16 protein-coding genes, 1 tRNA gene and 1 pseudogene are annotated in these 19,515 nt (G+C 56.5%); 7 read left to right on the top strand and 11 right to left on the bottom strand.

What is annotated here, in order from left to right:
- Positions 1–27 precede the first annotated feature (27 nt).
- From ACM6IR_RS11925 to ACM6IR_RS11935, 3 genes are all read right to left on the bottom strand, one after another.
- A complete protein-coding gene (locus ACM6IR_RS11925; RefSeq protein WP_414907883.1) occupies positions 28–822 on the bottom strand; it encodes a carbon-nitrogen hydrolase family protein in 795 nt (264 codons plus the stop codon).
- Positions 823–834: 12 nt separating this feature from the next.
- A complete protein-coding gene (locus ACM6IR_RS11930) occupies positions 835–2,517 on the bottom strand; it encodes a flavin monoamine oxidase family protein (protein WP_414907884.1) in 1,683 nt (560 codons plus the stop codon).
- A 222-nt stretch (positions 2,518–2,739) separates the two neighbouring features.
- A complete protein-coding gene (locus ACM6IR_RS11935; RefSeq protein WP_093229514.1) occupies positions 2,740–3,201 on the bottom strand; it encodes an Lrp/AsnC family transcriptional regulator in 462 nt (153 codons plus the stop codon).
- Between the two features lie 175 nt (positions 3,202–3,376).
- Here ACM6IR_RS11935 and ACM6IR_RS11940 point away from each other — a divergent pair, with 175 nt between their 5' ends.
- Entirely contained in the window at positions 3,377–5,731 is a 2,355-nt protein-coding gene (locus tag ACM6IR_RS11940; RefSeq protein WP_414907885.1) for a glucose/quinate/shikimate family membrane-bound PQQ-dependent dehydrogenase, read from the top strand.
- Between the two features lie 248 nt (positions 5,732–5,979).
- On the opposite strand, the gene ACM6IR_RS11945 is transcribed toward ACM6IR_RS11940, so the two are convergent.
- On the bottom strand, positions 5,980–6,288 hold the full coding sequence (locus tag ACM6IR_RS11945) for a DUF3077 domain-containing protein (protein WP_414907886.1): 309 nt from the start codon (positions 6,286–6,288) through the stop codon (positions 5,980–5,982).
- Positions 6,289–6,782: 494 nt separating this feature from the next.
- On the opposite strand from ACM6IR_RS11945, the gene ACM6IR_RS11950 reads away from it, so the two are divergent.
- Both ACM6IR_RS11950 and ACM6IR_RS11955 read left to right on the top strand, forming a co-directional pair.
- Positions 6,783–7,148 (top strand): type II toxin-antitoxin system RelE/ParE family toxin, encoded by a 366-nt coding sequence (locus ACM6IR_RS11950; RefSeq protein WP_414907887.1) that lies wholly within the window; start codon positions 6,783–6,785, stop codon positions 7,146–7,148.
- Complete coding sequence (locus ACM6IR_RS11955; protein WP_414907888.1) at positions 7,141–7,446, top strand: helix-turn-helix domain-containing protein; 306 nt, start codon at positions 7,141–7,143, stop codon at positions 7,444–7,446. Before ACM6IR_RS11950 ends, ACM6IR_RS11955 begins: the two co-directional genes overlap by 8 nt.
- 672 nt (positions 7,447–8,118) lie before the next feature.
- Here the strand turns inward: ACM6IR_RS11955 and ACM6IR_RS11960 are convergent.
- Both ACM6IR_RS11960 and ACM6IR_RS11965 read right to left on the bottom strand, forming a co-directional pair.
- Entirely contained in the window at positions 8,119–8,274 is a 156-nt protein-coding gene (locus tag ACM6IR_RS11960; RefSeq protein ID WP_414907889.1) for a DUF3313 family protein, read from the bottom strand.
- Between the two features lie 73 nt (positions 8,275–8,347).
- The gene (locus tag ACM6IR_RS11965) at positions 8,348–10,006 is read right to left on the bottom strand and encodes an arylsulfatase (RefSeq protein ID WP_414907890.1); all 1,659 of its coding nucleotides are present in this window, start codon (positions 10,004–10,006) and stop codon (positions 8,348–8,350) included.
- Positions 10,007–10,429: 423 nt separating this feature from the next.
- Here ACM6IR_RS11965 and ACM6IR_RS11970 point away from each other — a divergent pair, with 423 nt between their 5' ends.
- Both ACM6IR_RS11970 and ACM6IR_RS11975 read left to right on the top strand, forming a co-directional pair.
- Positions 10,430–10,837, top strand: coding sequence for a hypothetical protein (locus tag ACM6IR_RS11970; protein WP_414907891.1), 408 nt, complete (start codon positions 10,430–10,432; stop codon positions 10,835–10,837).
- Between the two features lie 259 nt (positions 10,838–11,096).
- Positions 11,097–11,474, top strand: a complete 378-nt coding sequence (locus ACM6IR_RS11975) for a c-type cytochrome (protein ID WP_414907892.1) — start codon at positions 11,097–11,099, stop codon at positions 11,472–11,474.
- On the opposite strand, the gene ACM6IR_RS11980 is transcribed toward ACM6IR_RS11975, so the two are convergent.
- The gene (locus tag ACM6IR_RS11980) at positions 11,416–11,736 is read right to left on the bottom strand and encodes a MerR family DNA-binding transcriptional regulator (protein ID WP_414907893.1); all 321 of its coding nucleotides are present in this window, start codon (positions 11,734–11,736) and stop codon (positions 11,416–11,418) included. The two genes, ACM6IR_RS11975 and ACM6IR_RS11980, sit on opposite strands and share 59 nt — an antisense overlap.
- Positions 11,737–12,011: 275 nt before the next feature.
- On the opposite strand from ACM6IR_RS11980, the gene ACM6IR_RS11985 reads away from it, so the two are divergent.
- On the top strand, positions 12,012–12,683 hold the full coding sequence (locus tag ACM6IR_RS11985) for a tetratricopeptide repeat protein (RefSeq protein ID WP_414907894.1): 672 nt from the start codon (positions 12,012–12,014) through the stop codon (positions 12,681–12,683).
- A 527-nt stretch (positions 12,684–13,210) separates the two neighbouring features.
- A complete protein-coding gene (locus ACM6IR_RS11990) occupies positions 13,211–13,834 on the top strand; it encodes a recombinase family protein (protein ID WP_414907895.1) in 624 nt (207 codons plus the stop codon).
- Positions 13,835–14,101: 267 nt separating this feature from the next.
- On the opposite strand, the gene ACM6IR_RS11995 is transcribed toward ACM6IR_RS11990, so the two are convergent.
- From ACM6IR_RS11995 to ACM6IR_RS12010, 4 genes and pseudogenes are all read right to left on the bottom strand, one after another.
- Positions 14,102–15,124, bottom strand: coding sequence for a hypothetical protein (locus ACM6IR_RS11995; protein ID WP_414907896.1), 1,023 nt, complete (start codon positions 15,122–15,124; stop codon positions 14,102–14,104).
- A gap of 48 nt (positions 15,125–15,172) precedes the next feature.
- Positions 15,173–15,496 (bottom strand): annotated as a pseudogene (locus ACM6IR_RS12000) (site-specific integrase); the annotation flags it as partial.
- A 105-nt stretch (positions 15,497–15,601) separates the two neighbouring features.
- Positions 15,602–15,678, bottom strand: a tRNA-Ile gene (locus tag ACM6IR_RS12005).
- A gap of 15 nt (positions 15,679–15,693) precedes the next feature.
- On the bottom strand, positions 15,694–19,440 hold the full coding sequence (locus tag ACM6IR_RS12010) for a bifunctional diguanylate cyclase/phosphodiesterase (protein WP_414907897.1): 3,747 nt from the start codon (positions 19,438–19,440) through the stop codon (positions 15,694–15,696).
- Positions 19,441–19,515 lie beyond the last annotated feature (75 nt).

Below are 19,515 nucleotides of genomic sequence, written 5' to 3' on the forward strand. Positions count from 1 at the left end.
GCGCTAATGCTAGCGGATAACGGTGTCTCAGCGCTTGTTCAGCTCGCTGTAAAGCTCGGGGCGGCGGTCGAGAAAGTAGCGATTGGCGGCGCGGGAATCGATCATCAACTGGCGATCGAGTTCGCCAACAACCAATGCTTCATCAAGGCCCGCCTGGGCGATGCGGTTGCCATCCGGCGCAGCGATGCTGCTCTGGCCGCAGTAGTGGATTTCGCCTTCGTGCCCACAGTAGTTGGCATACGCCACGTAGCACTGGTTTTCGAACGCCCGGGCACGGACGGTAACGTCGGCGATGAAGTCGTAGGGAATCATGTTTGCCGTCGGCACCAGGATCAGCTCGGCGCCAGCCAAAGCCAGGCGCCGGGCGTTTTCCGGGAATTCCAGGTCGTAACAGATCAGGAATCCAAGCGTCCAGCCATTGAGCTCTACCAGAGGAAAGTCATCCCCACCTGCGCTGAACATCGAGTGATCGAGGTCGCCGAACAGGTGAGTCTTGCGGTAGTTGCACAGGCGCTCGCCGTTGGCGTCGATCAACTGCACGGCGTTGTAGATTTGCCCGTCCTCGGTGCGCTCGGGGTAGCCATATAAAATGGCGATTCCGGTGGTCTTGGCGATGCGCGCGATCTGCTGCGCCGATTCACCGTCGTGCACCTCCGCCAGCACGCTGACGGCATCGACGCCAATGTTGTAGCCGGTCAGAAACATCTCCGGCAACACCAGCAAATCTGCGCCCTTGGCCTCCAGCGCCAGTTGATGCAGGCGCTGCAGGTTGCCAGCGACATCCAGAGGCAGCGGTGGACATTGGTAAAGGGCTACGCGCATTTCGGATTCCTCTTACTCGGGCAGGGCGATCGGACCGATCTCGTTGAACACATCACCTGGACCCGGGTTCTCGGCGTGAGTTTCACCGCCGAAGTGTTTCATGATGCCCCACACCGCGTTCAGCGAAGTCTGTACCGCGCCTTCAACCCAGGCTGGCGTCCACGAAACGTCGTCGCCGGCGATGAAAATCCCGCGCTGTTCGGCCGGCATGTCGTCCTGCATGAAGTGTGCGTACATGCGCTGGTTGTAACGGTAATGGCCGGGCAGGGCGCCTTTGAAAGCACCGAGGAAATGCGGGTCGGCTTCCCAGGACACGGTGATCGGATCGCCGATGATTCGTGCGGCAATGTCGACTTTCGGGTAGATCTTTTTCAGCGCATCCAGCGCCAGCTTCACGCGCTTTTCAACCGGGTGCGGGAGCATTTTCAGCGCATCGCTCATCCACGAGTACGACAGGCAAATCACGCCGGGCTTGTCGTCGCCGTTGTCGAACAGATAAGTGCCACGGGTCAGGCGATCGGTGAGGGTCATGCTCATCAGGTCGCGGCCGGTTTCCGGATCCTTGTCCTTCCAGAATGGCCGGTCGACCATCACGAAGGTTTTCGACGATTGCATGTAGCGAGTGCGGTCCAGGGCCATCCACATCTTTTGCGAGAACAGGGTTTCGTCGCACTCGATCTGGGTGGTCAACAGCCAGCTCTGGCAGGTGGTCAGTACCGCCGCGTATTCGCGGGTGTCGCCGTAGTTGTCGGTGACCGCAAAGCGGCCATTGGCTGCGTGGGCTATTTTCTTCACACCGGAGCGCGGAGCGCCCCTGTGCAGTGAACTGAGGCTAGTGCCTTCGGGCCAATGTACGCAGCGTTCCGGAACATGACGCCAGATGCCCTGCGGTACTTGTTCCACGCCCCCCACAACCAGGTGTTGATGGTCATCGCAGTTGGTCATGACCACGCGGAAGATTTCCAGCATCGAGTTCGGAAAGTCCGAGTCCCAGCCGCCGGTGCCGAAACCGACCTGGCCGAACACTTCGCGGTGATGGAACGAGAGCTTGGCGAAGGCTTCGGAGGTGGCAACGAAGTCGTAGAACGTGCGGTCGTCCCACAGCGGAACCAGGGTGTTCCACAACGACTTGAGGCGTGGCACGTCGCGGTCGCGGATCGCTTGCTGGATGTCGGAGAATTGCGAGCCCGCTTCCAGTGCATCCGCCCACGCGTCGGCCACTTCCTGGAACAGGGCAGGAAGATCCGCCAGTTTCTGTGCGTAATGGGTTTTGCCTTCCAGATCGATGACGGTGCTGCCGGACGCAGGCGTCAGCGGGTTCGGGAAAGGTTTGGTTTCGAGGCCGAGCTTGTCGACGTAGTGATAAAACGCGGTGGACGATACCGGGAACCGCATCCCGCCGAGCTCGGCGATGATGCCATCGGCACCATTGAATGCCTGGGAGCGCAGACGGCCACCCATTTTCGAGGCTTCGTAGACGACGGGTTTGAGGCCCAGCTTCATCAATTCGTAGGCGGCCACCAAGCCGGCGATACCGGCACCGACGATCGCTACTTCGGCGCCGTGACTGTGCGCAGGAATACTGCCGAGGCCAGCCGGGTGTTCGATCCAGTCGTCGAAGGCGAAAGGAAAATCCGGGCCGAAAATGGTGACTGGTTTTTTACCGTCTGCAGGATGGCGATTGTTCTTGTTCATGACTGACCTTGCTGGCGACCGGACGCGGGATACGCGTCTGAGTATAGGAAATGATGGCAGCCATTCTAGAGAGCGTAGAACACGTTAATAAGACGCAATGTGTCGTCGTTTTGCTAGTTTTTTGATCGATGTGACGATATGTAACTGCACACTGACCAATGTGGGAGCGAGCTTGCTCGAGATGACGTCAGTTCAGGCACCCACAAAACCAGGGCTGGAAACTCAAACCGGCTGACCCCGATCGATTTTGCTGCTGAGGATGATTGAGGTCGTGGTCTTCTCCACCCCATCCACACTGCCGATCTGATCCAGCAACTGATCCAGCTGCTCTGGCGAATCGGTACGCAACCACGCCACATAATCAAATTCACCACTGACGGCACACAACTGCTGGACTTGCGCCATCGCACTGAGGCGCCGCAGCACTTCCTTGCCGGAGCGAGGTTGCACGGTGATTCCGACGTACGCCTGTAAGCCGCCATCCACCACCCGCTGACCCAAACGCACGCCATAACCGGTGATCACCTTGGCTTTTTCCAGCCGCGCCAGCCGCGAAGTGACGGTCGTGCGGGCGATGCCCAGTTGTCGGGCGAGCATGGCCACGCTTTCGCGAGCGTTGATCTGCAGGGCAGCGATCAATTGGCGGTCGATTTCGTCAAGAACGGGCGGGCGAGTGTCAGACAAAGGTTGTCTCCGGTAGCACAGATCAGTGGCTCAACATGTTACAGGCACATCCCGTATAGGGGATGTTTGATCTAGTCTCAGTACTGTTCATGCCAATTTCATCTCCGACAAATTGCCATAAGTAACTAGGCAGTACACTATTCCGCGCTTGTCACAAATGGGGAAAACGTCCGACATGAATAATTATGGGGCTTCTGGCGGCGGCAAAGTGTGGCTGTTGGGGCTTGGCGTCCTGATTGCCTTGATCGGACTTGGTCTGGCCTATGGCGGTGGTTACCTCGTTTCGTTGGGAGGCAGCTGGTATTTCCTGCTGATGGGCCTGGCGATGCTGGTGTCGGGGCTGATGATCGCCCGCCGTAAACCGCAAGGTGCATTGCTGTATGGCGTAGCGCTGATCCTGACCGCGATCTGGGCGGTGTGGGACGCCGGGTTCGAATACTGGCCGCTGGTTTCGCGCGTGCTGACCTTTGCCGTGATCGGCCTGGTTATTGCCCTGACCTACCCGACCCTGGTGCGCGCTTCGGGCGCGACGGGGGGCCGTGGTGCTTATGGCCTCGCCGGCATTTTGGGCGTCGGCGTTGTCGCCACGCTGGCCTACATGTTTGTGCCAACCCCTGTGGTCAAGGCCAGCAGTGAACCGGCCGTTACGCCGGTCGCACCGGGCACCGAACAGAAGGACTGGGCTCATTGGGGCAACACCACCGCCGGTAACCGCTTCGCCGCGCTGGAGCAGATCAACAAAGGCAATATCGGCGCGTTGCAAGTCGCGTGGACCTTCCGCACGGGCGACATCGCGCAAAGCAACGGTGCTGGCGCTGAAGACCAGAACACACCGCTGCAAATCGGCGACACGGTCTACACCTGCACGGCCTACGGCAAAGTCTTCGCCCTGGACGCGGACACCGGCGCTCAGCGCTGGAAGTTCGACCCGCAAGGCTCCGCGCCAAACTGGCAACGCTGCCGAGGCCTGGGTTATTCCGAAGCCCCTACGTTCCTGGGCTACAAGACGACAGCCTGTAAGAAGCGCCTGTTTCTACCGACGGGCGATGCGCGTCTGATCTCGATCAATGCTGAAACCGGCAAACCGTGCGAAGAGTTTGGCACCAAAGGCACCGTCGACCTGAAAACCGACATGGGCGAAGTCAAACCGGGTTACTACCAACAGACGTCGACCCCTCTGGTCGCAGGTAACGTCGTGATCGTCGGCGGTCGTGTGGCCGATAATTATTCCACCGGCGAACCACCGGGTGTCGTCCGCGCCTATGACGTGCGTAGCGGGGAGCTGGTATGGGCGTGGGATCCAGGCAACCCGAACACCTCCAAACGTCCGCCGGCCGGTCAGACCTATACCCGAGGTACACCGAATGTGTGGTCGGCCATGTCCTACGACGCCAAACTGGGTCTGGTGTACCTGCCAACCGGCAATGCCACCCCGGACTTCTTCGGCGGCCAGCGCACGGCATTCGATGACAAGTGGAACTCGTCCATTGTCGCCATTGATGTGAAGACCGGACAGGTGCGCTGGCACTTCCAGGCCACCCACCACGACCTGTGGGACTTCGACCTGCCGGCGCAGCCGCTGCTGTACGACGTGCCGGACGACAAGGGCGGCCTGCAACCGGCCTTGGTACAAGTGACTAAACAGGGTGAGATCTTCCTGCTCAACCGTGAAACCGGCGTGCCGATCGCGCGCGTCGAAGAGCGTCCAGTGCCGCAGGGCAATGTGCCCGGCGAACGTTACTCGCCGACCCAGCCATTCTCGGTAGACATGCCGTCAATCGGCAACAAGACCCTGACCGAATCCGACATGTGGGGCGCCACGCCGTTCGACCAGTTGATGTGCCGGATCGAGTTCAAAGGCATGCGCCACGAAGGCGTCTACACCCCGCCAGGGCTTGATCGTGCGTTGCAGTTCCCGGGATCGTTGGGAGGCATGAACTGGGGCAGCGTCTCGGTGGACCCGAACACGAACTACATGTTCGTCAATGACATGCGCCTGGGCCTGGCCAACTACATGATCCCGCGTGACAAGATCGCCGCCGGGGCCAGTGGCATCGAAATGGGCGTTGTTCCGCAGGAAGGCACGCCGTTTGGCGCGATGCGCGAGCGCTTCCTCTCGACGGTCGGCATTCCGTGTCAAAAGCCACCGTTCGGCACCCTGTCCGCCATCGACCTGAAGACCCACCAATTGATGTGGCAAGTCCCGGTCGGCACGGTGCAGGACACCGGTCCGTTGGGTATTCGCATGCACTTGCCGATCCCGATCGGCATGCCGACCCTCGGCGCCTCGCTGGTTACCCAATCCGGTCTGTTGTTTTTCGCCGGTACACAGGATTTCTACCTGCGTGCGTTTGATACGGGCAACGGTAATGAGATCTGGAAAGCTCGGTTGCCGGTAGGCAGTCAGTCCGGGCCGATGACCTATGTGTCGCCGAAAACCGGCAAGCAGTACATCCTGCTGACGGTGGGGGGCGCACGACAGTCGCCGGATCGTGGGGACTACGTGATTGCGTATGCGTTGCCTAAGTAAAGACTGATTGCAGGTACGAAAAAACCGCTCAATTGCGTAATGCCGATCAGTTTAGCCGTAATGCGATCTGTAGCAGCTGGCGAAGCCTGCGTTCGGCGGCGAGCCGTCGTGAAATCAGCCGACGCGGTGCATCAGAAACACCTCGTGCACAGGTTTTACGACGGCTTCGCCGCCGAACGCAGGCTTCGCCAGCTGCTACAGGAAGCGTGTTGCGCCTGAGATTTCTTGACTGCCTGTTGGAGGTTCCGTTACTCGGCAGTTTCCTTGCCCGTCCGAACAGGGCGCCGTGTCAGCACCTTCACCACATCATCAACCACGGCCTTACTCATTGATGTCAGATAGTGAGCAGCCCAGGCGTGGCGGTCGGAGTCTTTTGAGTAGGCTGCATCCTCAGCAAGCGACTTGGCGAGAAACAGTAGATCGGATGCCTGTGCCAATGCATCGGCAATGGGAACGCCGCGACAGACGTGAAATAGCGGCTGATCCGAGCGGTACATGAAGGGCGTGAAGCCAACGGTTTTCAGTTCTGAAATTGCGGACGGATTCGTTTTGGTCATGGTTTTACTCCTGGGTTCGAGGAGCCGCCACATTCGTTTCCAAGCAAATGGGTGACGGCTGTACGCAGGTTGGAAAACCGGGAACCTAGGAACCGGCACACCCTAAGGTGTCCCACGCACAGCCGCCATAACACGGGATTCGCAGTCGATAAAAACGTCTGCAGTCGTGAATGTGTGCTGTTGCGCTAAGGTTCAACGGGTTTCCAAGCCCGATCGCTGAATGGTCAGCGACGTCCGGAGAGTATCCCGTCGAAGAAAAGCGCAACAAGGCATCAAAGTGCCCAAACGCGAGATTCGGAGTTTGCCTACAAGGTCTGCGGGCGTCATCCGATATTGCGACACCTTAAGTAAACACAACTAAACGCAAGGTGCCGAACATCCAGATCCGGCCAGAAACCACCGTTAACAATTTCATTGGCCGCCAAGGTGGTCGCACTGCCGCTAAAGCCTAGAGTTATTCCCTTGAGATCATATTCCTTGGGTGGCATATTGTTATGGGCTGGGAGATTGAGTACACCGATGAATTTGAAGGCTGGTGGGAGGGGTTGGATGCAAAGGCGCAAGCTTCGGTGTCAGCCAGTGTTGATCTGCTGGGGTTATTCGGGCCGGGTCTGCGTTACCCGCATAGCAGCGACATTAAAGGCTCACGACTGGGCAATCTCCGAGAGTTGCGGGTCCAGCATGCGGGTCGGCCCTATCGTGTGCTCTATGCGTTTGATCCACGCCGATGCGCGTTACTTTTAATCGGAGGGGACAAAGCCGGTCAAAACCGTTGGTATGACGAGCATGTCCCACTGGCGGATAAATTGTATGACGACCATTTAGAAACATTGCGTAAAGAGGGCCGCAACGATGGCTAAAAAATTCGCTGAACTTCAAGCCCGCATGACGCCGGAGTCTCGTGCTAACGCAGAGCGGTTGTACCAGCAGCATCTGAAAGAAATGCCCCTGCACGAGCTGCGCAAGGCCAAAGAGCTGAGCCAGGAAGCGCTGGCCAAGACGTTGCATGTCAATCAGGCAGCGATCTCCAGAATGGAGCGGCGCACAGACATGTACATCAGCACGTTACGAAACTACATCCGCGCCATGGGCGGCGAGCTGGAAATTATCGCGACCTTTCCTGAAGGTCAGATCAGGATCGAGAATTTCGCCAACTGATTGATGTTTCGGCAGGCATTAGTCGCGATTGAGTTATTTCAAAAGACACGAAAAAGCCGCGCACTGCGCGGCTTTCTTGTTTGGTGGGCCCACACGGACTTGAACCGTGGACCAAAGGATTATGAGTCGCCGACTGATGCACCGAGGTCAAGAAAGTCTAGGCTAGGTATGGGAAGGGTGCAATAGCGTTAACCAGTTGATTACACATAGGTTTGGCTAGTTTTTGCTAGGTGGGTAAAGCTGGGCACTGTACCGCTGCTGTACCTTCGCCGGCGCCATTCGCTTCCGCCAATTGGGTCCACTCCCTCCCAATTTTCTTAATCGCAACGCTGAATTTGTTGCGCTGCATCCAAGGGGGACGGGCGCCTCGTCCCTGACTTAGCTGCGAAATTGCACTGCACTTGACCACCCGTTTGCATTCGGTCTGACCACCGATTGCATTGGATTTGACCAGCACGCTTCGAAGCCGTGACCGACAGAGAACGACCCTTTGCAGTCCTTTAGATGAAGCTAAGTAAAATTATTCTTACTGGGTTTCCAGAAAGCGCGCAGGTCAGCAGTTGCGTTGAAAACACCGACCAGATGCGCTGTGTAATGCCTATAACTTGCTATTTCAGGAGTGCTTCAGGTCACGCATTGTATCTCTGATCGCGGCGTTGAAATCGTTGGCTGTCATTTTTCAGGGTTGTACCGAAGACCTTGCACGACTTTCGCTAAGGATTTACCGGAGGCCACATCAACAAACTCAGCCTCAACGTACAGTTCAGTATCTTGATCGCGGTTACCCGTGAGGGCTTCGGTGGCACTTACCACCGCCACTATCGGCACCGATTCATACGTTAGAAACGTCAGTCGCCAATTGACGGCCCCCTGAAAGGGCCGTCGCTCATTGTCGTCTTAATTAATTACCGGCTGGCATCGGTAGGCTGATCCCCTCTTTCTGCAGGACTTCACGCACCGACTGGAATTTCTGGTACTTGGACAACTCGATCGGCCCGTCATAGCCCATGCTTTGCAGCTTGCGTGGCGGGTATTTGATGTAGGTCTGCATCAGCTTGTTGATCGCTTGGCTGATCGGCACCATGGTCCAGGTGCGCTCGGTGACGTTACTCATGAAGATGTCGTAGCGCTCCTGGGGATCTTGCAGCAAGTCAAAGACTTGCGGTACGACCGCCACGTACTTCGACTCCCCTTTCCAGCCCAGGTTGGTGTCCACCGCCAGGCCGCCGGTCGGCACACCATTGTCGCCACGCAGGTTAAACACGGCTTTGTAATTGCTTACACGGACGGCCCCCGGCGACAGCTCGTTTTCGGTGAAGTAGAACCACTCTTTACGTGGATCGGGGCCAGTGCCTGTTATCACCGGGGTCATGTCGTAGCTGTCGAAAACAATCGGCTGACCTTCGCGATCCTTCTCCGGCAACTTGATACCGGCCACCGAGGCGAAGGTCGCCATCAAATCGAGCCCGCCGAGAATGTCGTGGTTCTTGGCGTTCGGCTTGATTTTTCCAGGCCAGGTCATGATTGCAGGGACCCGGTTACCGCCCTCGCGCACCGTGCCCTTGGTGCCTCGGAAAGGCGTATAGCCGGCATCCGGGTAAACGTCCTGCCAGGCGCCGTTGTCGGTGGTGTAAACCACCAGCGTGTTCTTATCCAGGCCCAGCGCCTTGAGCTTGTCCATGATATGGCCGATGCGCGTATCCAGTTCGACCACCGAGTCGGCGTACTTGGACTTGGAGATCGACTTGTGAACGAACTCCGGTGCCGGCAGGTTCGGTTGGTGAACTTTCATGAAGTTGACGTTGATGAAGAACGGCTTGTCGGATTTGGCGGCGGTGTCGAGGAATTCCAGCGCGGCTTTCTCGACATAACCGTCAAAGTAGGGAATCCCGACTACACCGGGTTTGCCATCGATGACCGGAGTATCAACATACTGGCCGTTGATCTTGAACTCTTCGACGGCCTTTTCTCCCGCCTTGCCCGAGAGTGCGCCCTTGGTCACCTTGGCAAACATCGCCCGGGTTTCCGGGTCCATGTCAGGGAACCATGTCGGGTCGGCGTAGGTGTAGGCGTTGAGGTGATAGAGGCCGACGTACTTCATTACGTCATAGCCCTGGGCATTGGGCAGCGCATAATCCGCTTCACCCAAGTGCCACTTGCCGGTGAAGTAGGTCTCGTAACCGCCGGTCTTGAGCACCGAGGCCAGCGTCCACTCAGCGGCGGGCAAACCACCGCCCTGACCCTGGAAGGCCACGGTGGTCATGCCGCTGCGGTTGGGGATGCGCCCGGTCTGCATGGCCGCCCGGCCCGGGGTGCAGCTTGGCTGGGCATAAAAGGAATAAAAGGTCGTACCTGCTTCTGCCAATTCGTCGATGCTCGGGGTCGGCATGCCTCGTCCAATACCGCCGCCGTAGGGGCCGAGGTCTCCGTAGCCGGTATCGTCGGACACGATGAACAGGATATTGGGCTTTTCTGTTTGTGCCGCCTGGGCCAGGCCGTTGAGCGCTATCAGTAATGAACAGGCAACGAATAGTCTGGAGCGATGTAGAAGTCTTTTCATACAGGCATTCCCTTATCAAGTGTCGATCCTTGTTACTGCTACTCAAACATTAAGCACGCAGCGACCAGGATCTTGGTGAGTGATCCCTCAAACAATGCCCAATGGATAGATCAAAGGGGTCAACTAACCCAGCGATAGAACTCCCATTACTACTCAAGGCACCCGCAATAGCCTAGTACGGTTATTTTCGTTGCGCGCGTTGCTGATGAGGAAATTTCAGCGTCATTGGTCGATAACTGGAAAAGAGCAGAGCCTTTCGTAAACCCTGGAGGATTCGAGGTATAGACAATTTTAAATGACTGCTGTTGGCCGTTTTTTGCCTGTCACGAAGGACGGCAACCGACCCATTGCTGCCGGTGGCGACAGGCAGCAATCGAATACCGTGACTATTCTTTCGGTTATACAGCCAACAGGAATTGGTCAATGACCCCTCTCACAAAACGTAGAGTTTTACTCACAACAATGGCGTTGTTTGTAATGGTTCCGCCGACAGCATTTGCTGCATTATTCGGTGTTATGGGGCTGATGGCTTCAATCGCGATTATGTCAGAAGGCGACTTCTCGGGTTGGCTGACACTCCCAACGGTAGTGTTCGGTTGGCTAGGGGTTTATTCGGGGTGGCGCATCTACTTTGGACTACTGTGGTCGCGACCTAGATTCAGAAGCAAGGCCAGGTTGATGGTCGGTTTGTTGTGCGGAATGCTTGCAGCTGCGGTCATGATTTACGGTGTTCAACCGCTTAGTGTCAGTATCCCTTTATTTGCGCCCAGCATCATCGCTGCAGCTATTCTGGCCGTGCTGATGTGGCACAGTCCTGCTGAAAACCAATGATTAAAAGCGTCAACCTCACGTGCCATACACTGAGGGTTGAGCCGTCCATTGTGACATACCAAATGTCCGCTACTGGCCGATTTCTGCCCATCGTGACAGGAAGAAATCGGCCAAGAATGGTCACCGGGATGCGCCGGGAAAACGTGTTGGTTTAATGGGCATCAGGAATGACTGTGTGTGCCGACGCGATGGCTGATATCTTTCCCACGCTGCAAATCGCGTCCAATCGACGCCGATCCCATCAAGGAAGATAAAAACAATGAAAATATTATTCATCGCTTCGCTAGGAATTTTATCGCTGACTCAAACATCACTATCCTTCGCGGATAATGCTAATGGAAAAAATCTCTATCTACAGCGATGCAGCATGTGCCACGGAATGGATCTCAAAGCAACAGGACCGCTGGCTAATAAAAGCAATCCGCCTACACCTGATCTAACAACGTCCGCTTTCAAAAAACGATTAACTGATTATCCGGGCGTGATTGTATCTTCGATAATACTTCGCCCAAATGGCGACTTAATTCCAAGAACCTTGCTTGAGAATGGAGTAAAGCTATCGCCGCACTCATGGAGCGTTAAGGATTTGCGCGATTTAAATCAATACATGGGTGGTGTGATTTCACAAAACCGATGACCTTTGAAGTGCCTGGTCCTGTGCTGTCACCTTCGATTGACATGACGCCAGCGCTTGACTCTGTCCCTTGGGGCAACCCGTAACTGCCATGGCGCTGAGGGCTCAGCAGGCCCGGTTGCTCATACAAACGAATGGCTTTTGGAGTGCACCCCGACAACCTGGCAAGTTCACCTATGTACAAATGACGCTCCTCCCTGATCCAGCGCTGGCCCGCTGTTTGCTGACTGTGACCGGATGTCGTCCTGGTGCACACGGTGTTCATGCAGAGTCGCTCAGCGGCACCGCGACAGGCAGAAAGCGGCCAAAAGCAGCCGGTCGCAACTTGCAGAATTGCGGGGGCGAAGGCTTGGCATTGGGCTGTAGCGAGAGGTGGCCGGTAAGACCGGAGAAGCTTCGCGAAAGAGATGTGAGGGCAGTAATATCGAGGGATAGACCACGATTAAACCGTAACAGCCTAAACCGTGGTCTGCCTCTGGTTGTCATTAGAAGTGTTAAACATAGATCAGCGGTCTTCACCAACGAACCAGAGACTTTCACATGATAGCGATGAATCGAATAATTCACCCCACCACTGCCCTAGCGCTCGTGACGATCTTCAGCTTCCTGAGCGGACCGGCGCAAGCCGGCTTAGAGGAAGGCGTTACGGCCTATCAAGCCGGTGACTTGCCGTTGGCATTTAAGGAATTTAGCACCGTTGCGGACACAGGCAACGCCGATGGCCAGTTCAATGTGGCTCTAATGTACGAGCAGGGCATCGGGGTCGCCAAGGACGAAACACAAGCAATTAGTTGGTATGAAAAATCTGCGCAGCAAGGCAACTCCAACGCGCAATACAATCTCGGTGTGCTGTATGAAAACGGTCATGGCACTGCAGTGGACTTTGCGCAGGCCAATCAGTGGTATCGCAAGGCAGCAGCACAAGGCGATGCGCTCGCCGTCGGTAATCTGGGCATGCTCTATATGCGAGGCGATGGCGTGAAGGTGGACAAAAATCTCGGCCTAGCTCTGCTTATACAGTCGGCAACCATGGACAACTCGCCCGCAAACAAAGCCAAAAGTAACATTGCAGCGACCAAGGGTTTAACCACCAACATGATCACAACAGCACAGACACTTTCGGATGAGCTAGGCCACGCCAAAAATCTGCTGATACCGCTGGATCAATACTTGAAGACCACGACGAATACCGCTGGCGGCGAATCGCAATAGACTGAAACGCGTCCTTCGGAATACAGGGGGCGCAGGTAGCAAATTACCGCCCGCCAATAAGGGGCAGACCACGGTTTTGCGAAATTTCGATTTAACCGTGAATCGCCCCTAATTTTGTAGTCACTACCTAATCTCATTACGAACGTACCACCGGCCGCTTTTGGCCGATTCTGTTGAAAAAGTCGGTCATGGCTTTCGCAGCTGAAAAGTACGCGTCCGAGATTGAAATCTTTACTTTCGGTCGAGTCTTCCAGACGCAGATTTCACGCAGCAGCGTGCAAAAAAGGCGTTTTCACCAGTCAATGATCAGGCAGTTTGGGATGACTGACTTTTTCAACAGAATCGGCCGTTTTCTGCCTGTCACGAATGACCAGCTTGGGTCGCAAGCCCTAGATGTCAGCTAACTCAAATGGGTATGCCTATCCAGATACGGGTAGATTTTGCCTTTTTCAGCCTTTTCGCTTGATAAGTAACACCCAAAGTGAAACAGTATTAGGAGAACACCCTAACTGATACAGGCAGCCATCATGTTCATCCGCGCATACCTCCGAGCATCGACCGAAGAGCAGGACGCCGGCCGCGCCCGGAAATCGCTCGAGCAGTTCGCAAGCGATCACAACAAGGTCATTGCCAGTGTGTACCTGGAGAATGCCAGCGGCGCGACCGCAGACCGGCCTGAGCTGCTGCGCCTACTCAAGGATGCGCGCAAGGGTGACGTGTTGCTGGTGGAGTCGATAGACCGCCTCTCACGCCTTCCTGTGGAGGACTGGCAGAAGCTCAAGGCTGCGATTGATTCCAAGGGGCTGCGAATAGTCGCGCTCGACCTGCCAACGAGCCACCAGGGGATGCATGACACCAGGGGCGACGAGTTCACCGGGCGGATGTTGGGAGCGATCAATTCGATGCTGGTGGAAATGATGGCCGCTATTGCCCGCAAGGATTACGAGCAGCGGCGCGAGCGCCAGGCCCAGGGTATCGAGAAGGCCAAGGCCGCCGGAAAGTACCAGGGGCGCCCACTTGACGCTGATCTACACAAGCGCGTGTCTGAACTACTTGCTGCGGGGCTTGGTATTCGAGCCACGGCGAGGCACGCGAACTGTTCAACAACCACCGTATTGAGAATCCGCGACCTCCATTCATCACAGGCCTAGTCACGCAGAAATCCGCATACAAAAAAGGCCAGCATCTCTGCTGGCCTCTTGCTTGGTGTTTCCCAATGCAGCTATCAAGCAACCTCGATAATTCCATTACGGAAGGTCGCAGAGCTTTCCTTGACGGACGTACTGGCTTTAACAGGCGGGCAGGAGTCCTGCAGAGAGGGAATGGCCCCACTACGATCAGAGCACGCGAAAGAACGCTGACGATTATCGCGCTCATCTTGCGTCTTCGAGCCGATCTGTCCGGATGAATCGCGGTAGTTATAAGTCATGAGAGTAACCCGTGTGACTGTGTATCAATTTTGGCTCATTGAGCATGGCAAATTTCTCGCCCCTCTTGAGCACCCCGATGTGAGTCCTTCCACCTACGGTCGCTACACCACTTGCGAAGCGTTGCATTCCTGACTGCAGATTGACCAAAAGCTCCGCTAAATCGACCGCATACTGAGCAGGCAGATTTCCAAAGTCAATACTCACAACACTCTCTCCCCATGGTAGCTCAATCGGGAAATCAGGCATCGCAAAAGAGAAGCCGTCAGGTATTTGGACATCTGCAGCTCGTAATTGATCCGTAAAAGCCTGAGCAACGGCCTGTGTTCGAGTGGCCATTAATTGACCAACGGTCAAATTAACTTGGCCAACCAGCCGCCCATCTACTCCAACGAGCAAACGCTCAACGAAATCAGATTGCCCAGCAAAACAGGTTCCGGAGCGACTTTTCCAAGTGAATTGCTCTTCAAGCACGGACGATCTCACGGACAGCTTGAACACCTTGCTAGTAGCATCATCCGCGCCATAGCCGCCGACGATAAACTGAACATCTGGAAAATAGGGTCGCAACTCCTCCGGTGCGGTCGCGTACTCCACTTCGGTCTCCCACTCCTGGCGCACGTGGGCCAAGAAAGCCTCCGCCACCGCCTGGGCCGTGCGGAAGACAGTGCCTTCACCGTTGTTCTTCTTTTTGAAACGATTAGCGATGCCCGCGATAGTGACTCCGCACAATGTGGCCATTCCTGCAGTAACTGCTGCTACAGAGGTGTCCTCGTCCTCGTAGAGGCAGAACATCTTCTGCGCCCCTCCAAACACATTAGTAACGTAAGGACGCAATTCTGCAGCCGATATCACCTTATGCCCCGTCGCATCGACAAGCTCATTTCCGTCAGCATCACGAGCAAATCCCCCGCCGTTCCTAAACGGCAAAATAGCTTGCTCGACCTGGCTAGAAAGACTGTCACAGCCGAGCACGATGGCATCGTAAGTGGCGATAGCAATATTTATCGTCAACCTAAGGCACTCCCTAACCGAGCTGAGCATTTCTCAGCAACTCGAGTGTAGTGTTTCAGCTGAGAGCGCGGCCAGGGAGTATTTTCCAAGGTGCTCAATTAGTTTCTTGGCTTTGGAGGTTTCGCCACGCTGAGTAGTAGGTTTTTTGGTGGGAGTGACATCGCTCAGATAACGCTTCAGGGCAGATTCGAGCGTCATTCGTTCTGAACCACTGCGCTGGATGTAAACACCCCTGACCATTTCGTCTTCGGTGCGCCTTGACCAGTCTTCAGCGTCGCGTTTTGTGCGGAAAGTCTTAGAAACAGTCGGCCAGCCATTTTTACGAATGACCGCTTTCCATGTGCTTGAGGGGGTTTTTACGAGGGTTGCCATACGTTCTCCGAGGGAAGATCGGTACGGACTGTACCGAAACTGTACCTCGGGAACATCTGATTGGGGCGTCAAAACCTGCAGCTGAGCTGCAGGCCTTGATTCATATGGTGGGCCCACACGGACTTGAACCGTGGACCAAAGGATTATGAGTCCTCTGCTCTAACCAACTGAGCTATAGGCCCTCAGTAGGCCGCGGATTATAGCGATGGTTTTCCGGCAGTGCTATCCGAAAAGTCTGAAACAGCTATACGAAGAAACGTCGCGGCGAATTCTTCCGGTGGCAAGGGCAGGCTGACGATGTAGCCCTGGATCTGCTCGCACCCTTCTAGGGCCAGGAATTGCTGCTGTGCCTGGGTCTCGACGCCCTCGGCAATCACGGTAAATTGCATACTGCGGCCCAAGGCGATAATGGCGCGGACGATCGCCGCATCATGGGGATCATCCGGCAGGCCGCGGACGAAAGACTGGTCGATCTTGAGGATGTCCAGCGGCAGGCGTTTGAGGTAACTCAGGGATGAGTAGCCGGTGCCGAAATCGTCGATCGCCAGTTGCACGCCCAGGTGTTTGAGTTGATGCAGCACCGCCAGCGCTTCTTCGGCTTGGCTCATGATGAAGTTTTCGGTGATTTCCAGTTGCAGGAAGCCGGGCTTGAGGCGGTTGTCTTTAAGTAACTGTTCGATCCGCACCAGCAGGTTCGGCTGGCGTAACTGAGCGCCCGCGAGGTTGACCGACAGTGGGCCGAAGCATTCGTAGAGCTGATTCCATTCAAACATCTGCCGGCAGGCGGTCTCGAGGACCCAGTCGCCGATTTGCAGAATCATGCCGTTTTCTTCTGCCAGCGGAATGAAGTGTTCCGGCGGCACGTCGCCAAAGGTCGGGTGGCACCAGCGAATAAGCGCTTCGGCGCCAACCAGGCGATTGTCGTCGAGGCTGATTTTTGGTTGGTAGTGCAGGTGCAACTCATTGCGCTCGATGGCGCGTCGCAGTTCGTGCTCCAGCGCCACACGCTCGCTGGCCTGTGCGGTGAGGTCGCGGGTGTAGCTTTCGACCCGGTTCCGGCCCTTGGCCTTGGAGCGATACATCGCCGCGTCGGCGTTCTTTACCAGTGTGGCGACATCAACCCCATCCTTGGGATAGAGACTGGTGCCGATGCTGGCGCTGATGAAAAACTCGTGCTCGCCGGCCTGGAACGGCGCGCCGAAGCAATTGAGCAACTTAGCCGCGATATTATCGGCATCGCTGGCCTGTTGCAGGCCGGGCAGCAGGATGATGAACTCGTCGCCGCCCAGGCGCGCCACGGTATCGATGTCGCGCAGTTGCTCCTTGAGGCGCATGGCTATGCCCTTGAGCAGCAAGTCGCCGACCGGGTGACCGAGACTGTCGTTGATGTGCTTGAAACGGTCCAGATCGAGGAACAACACTGCGCCCTGGCCACCGTTTTCCTGATGGTTATTGAGTGCGGTCAGCAATCGACTCTCGAACAGCGTGCGGTTTGGCAGGCCGGTCAGCGGATCGTGGTGGGCCTGATAATCGAGTTTCGCCTGGGCGTGCTTGAGGCTGGAAATGTCCGCGAACACGGCGACAAAGTGGGTGATGAACTTGTCGCGGTTGCGCACCGCACTGATGGTCAGCCAGCTTGGATAGAGTTCGCCATTCTTGCGCCGGTTGGAAATTTCGCCCTGCCAATGGCCTTCGTCGGTCAGTTGATGCCACATGGCCGCGTAGAACGCGCTGTCATGCAGGCCCGAAGCGAGCAAGCGAGGGGTGTGGCCCAGTGCTTCGCTCTCGCTGTAGCCGGTGATTTCGGTAAACGCGCGGTTCACTGCGCTGATGTGCTGTTGGGTGTCGGTAATCAAGACGCCCTCGGCCGTGCTCTCGAACACCGTGGCGGCTTGCTGCAACTTCTCCTGCATCAGGTGTCGCTCGGTGATGTCGCGGGCGATGGTTAGCATGCAGTCTTCATCGCCGATCGGCAGCGGACGGCTGGACACTTCGCAGAGGCGAATCTGCCCGTCGCTGCGGCGTATATGGCAGCTGAAGTCGCGGACAAAGCCGTCCCGGTGCAGCAGGTCGAGCATCTGTTTGCGTTCGTTGAGGTTGACCCAAATCCCCAGGTCCAGCGCCGAGCGGTCGACAGACATGGCGCTGTTGAAGCCCGTGATGCGACTGAAGCCCTCGTTGACCTCCAGCAGCAGACCGTCGCTCTGCCGTGACAGCAACAAGCCGTCTGGAGAGGCATGGAAAGCCTTGGCGAATTTCTCTTCGGAGGTTTGCAGTTGTTGCTGGATTTCCTTGAGCTGGCTGATGTCTCGTACCACCACCACCAGCGCCGGCGTGGTATCGAGATCGAATGGTTCAGCGGAGATGAGGCCGGTAAACACCTGCCCGTTACTGCGCCGAAAGGGCATCTCCAGGTTGCGGATGCTGCCGGCCTGCAATCGCTGCAACAATCCCGGCCCTACGCCAGGTATGCCCCAGATGTTCAGGTCGGTGGCGGTCTGGCCGATGACCTCTTCGGCTTTGAGTCCAATCTGTTCTTCAAACGCGTTATTGACCTCCAGCAGACAGCCGTCGGAAAGTCGTGCAATCACCAGAATGTCCGGGCATTGCTGGAATACCGACGCGAACTTTTGTTCTGACTGGCGCAGCGCTTCTTCGGTGCGCTTGGCGTCGCTGATATCGATCATCAGCCCGCGCATCACCGGTTCATGCCCGTGTTCGATCATGCTGACGATGTCGCGGACCCAAATGCAGCGCCCATCGGCCGTGATGACTCGGTAATCGAGGCTGTGATCGCGTCCGGCCAAAACTTCGTGGTCGCAGAAGGTCTGGGCGCGGGTCAGGTCGGCGGGGTGAATGATGTTGCGCCAGAAGCCCGGAATCAGCCAATGAGACAGCGGGTATCCGAGCAAATCCTCGGCATGGGGTGATACATAGCTGTAGGTGAAATCGTTGATTCGCGCTTCCCAGGCGATAGCCGACAGGCTCTCCACCAGCCCGCGATAATGATATTCGCTGCTGCGCAGTTCCTGTTCCAGGTCCACCCTGCGGGCGATTTCAGAACTCAATCGACGGTTGATGCGGATGACCACCGCCAGCACGGTGATCAGCAGCAACATACCCGGCAGCCCGTAAACCAGCAGATCGGACCAGAATGTTTGATGATCGAGTACGTTGCCGACCCAATGCTCCTGGATGGCGCTGATTTCACTCGGGGTCATGTCGGCGAGGACCTTGTCGAGGATACCGACCAGTATCTTGTTGCTCTTCGGTACGCCCATGGCCAGTTGATAGCGATAGGGTGTTTCGCCGCTGACATAGAGCCCGTCCAGTTTGAGCTGGCGCAAGCTCCAGACGCTGGAGGCGAGATCGCCAACCACTGCGTCCACTTCATCGGTTGCCAATGCTTGCAACGCTGAACTGACGTTGGGCATTGCCACCAGGTTGAGGTCGGGATGGTGGGTGCGTAACAGTTCGTGGGGCGCGTAGTTTTCCACCACGGCGATTTTCAGGCCATACAGGTCTTCGATTTTACGCGGCTGGGGGCCACCGACATGGGCAAGAATGACAATCGGAAAGTCCAGGTAGGGGCGGGTGAATGATAAATATGACTGGCGCTCAGGGGTCGACATGATGCCCGGCAGCAGGTCTATCTTCGCTTTTTTGGCTTGCTCCAGGACGACTGTCCAGTTGACCGGCTCGATGGGTGTGAGTTTGATGGCCAGGCGCCGACGGATCAGGTCGATATAGTCCGCTGCAAGGCCCTGGTAGCGCCCCTGATCGTCGCGAAACTCAAAGGGGGGCCATGACGCATCGACACCCAGGCGCAAGTCAGGGTGGGCTGTCAGCCAGCTACGTTCATCGTCGGTCAGAGTCAACGCGCCAGCCGTTGCGGTCCAGGTCATCAGCGACAGCAAAAAAAGCACGGTCGGCAGTCTGGGCATAACGGTCTCGTTATGGCTCGGGGGGAATGTTTCGAGTGTAGACGGGCAATTCGGCGGGGGGGAAGTGCGAGGGAT

Origin of the sequence: Pseudomonas sp. IT-P253, assembly GCF_949768125.1 — a bacterium.
GTDB lineage: Bacteria > Pseudomonadota > Gammaproteobacteria > Pseudomonadales > Pseudomonadaceae > Aquipseudomonas.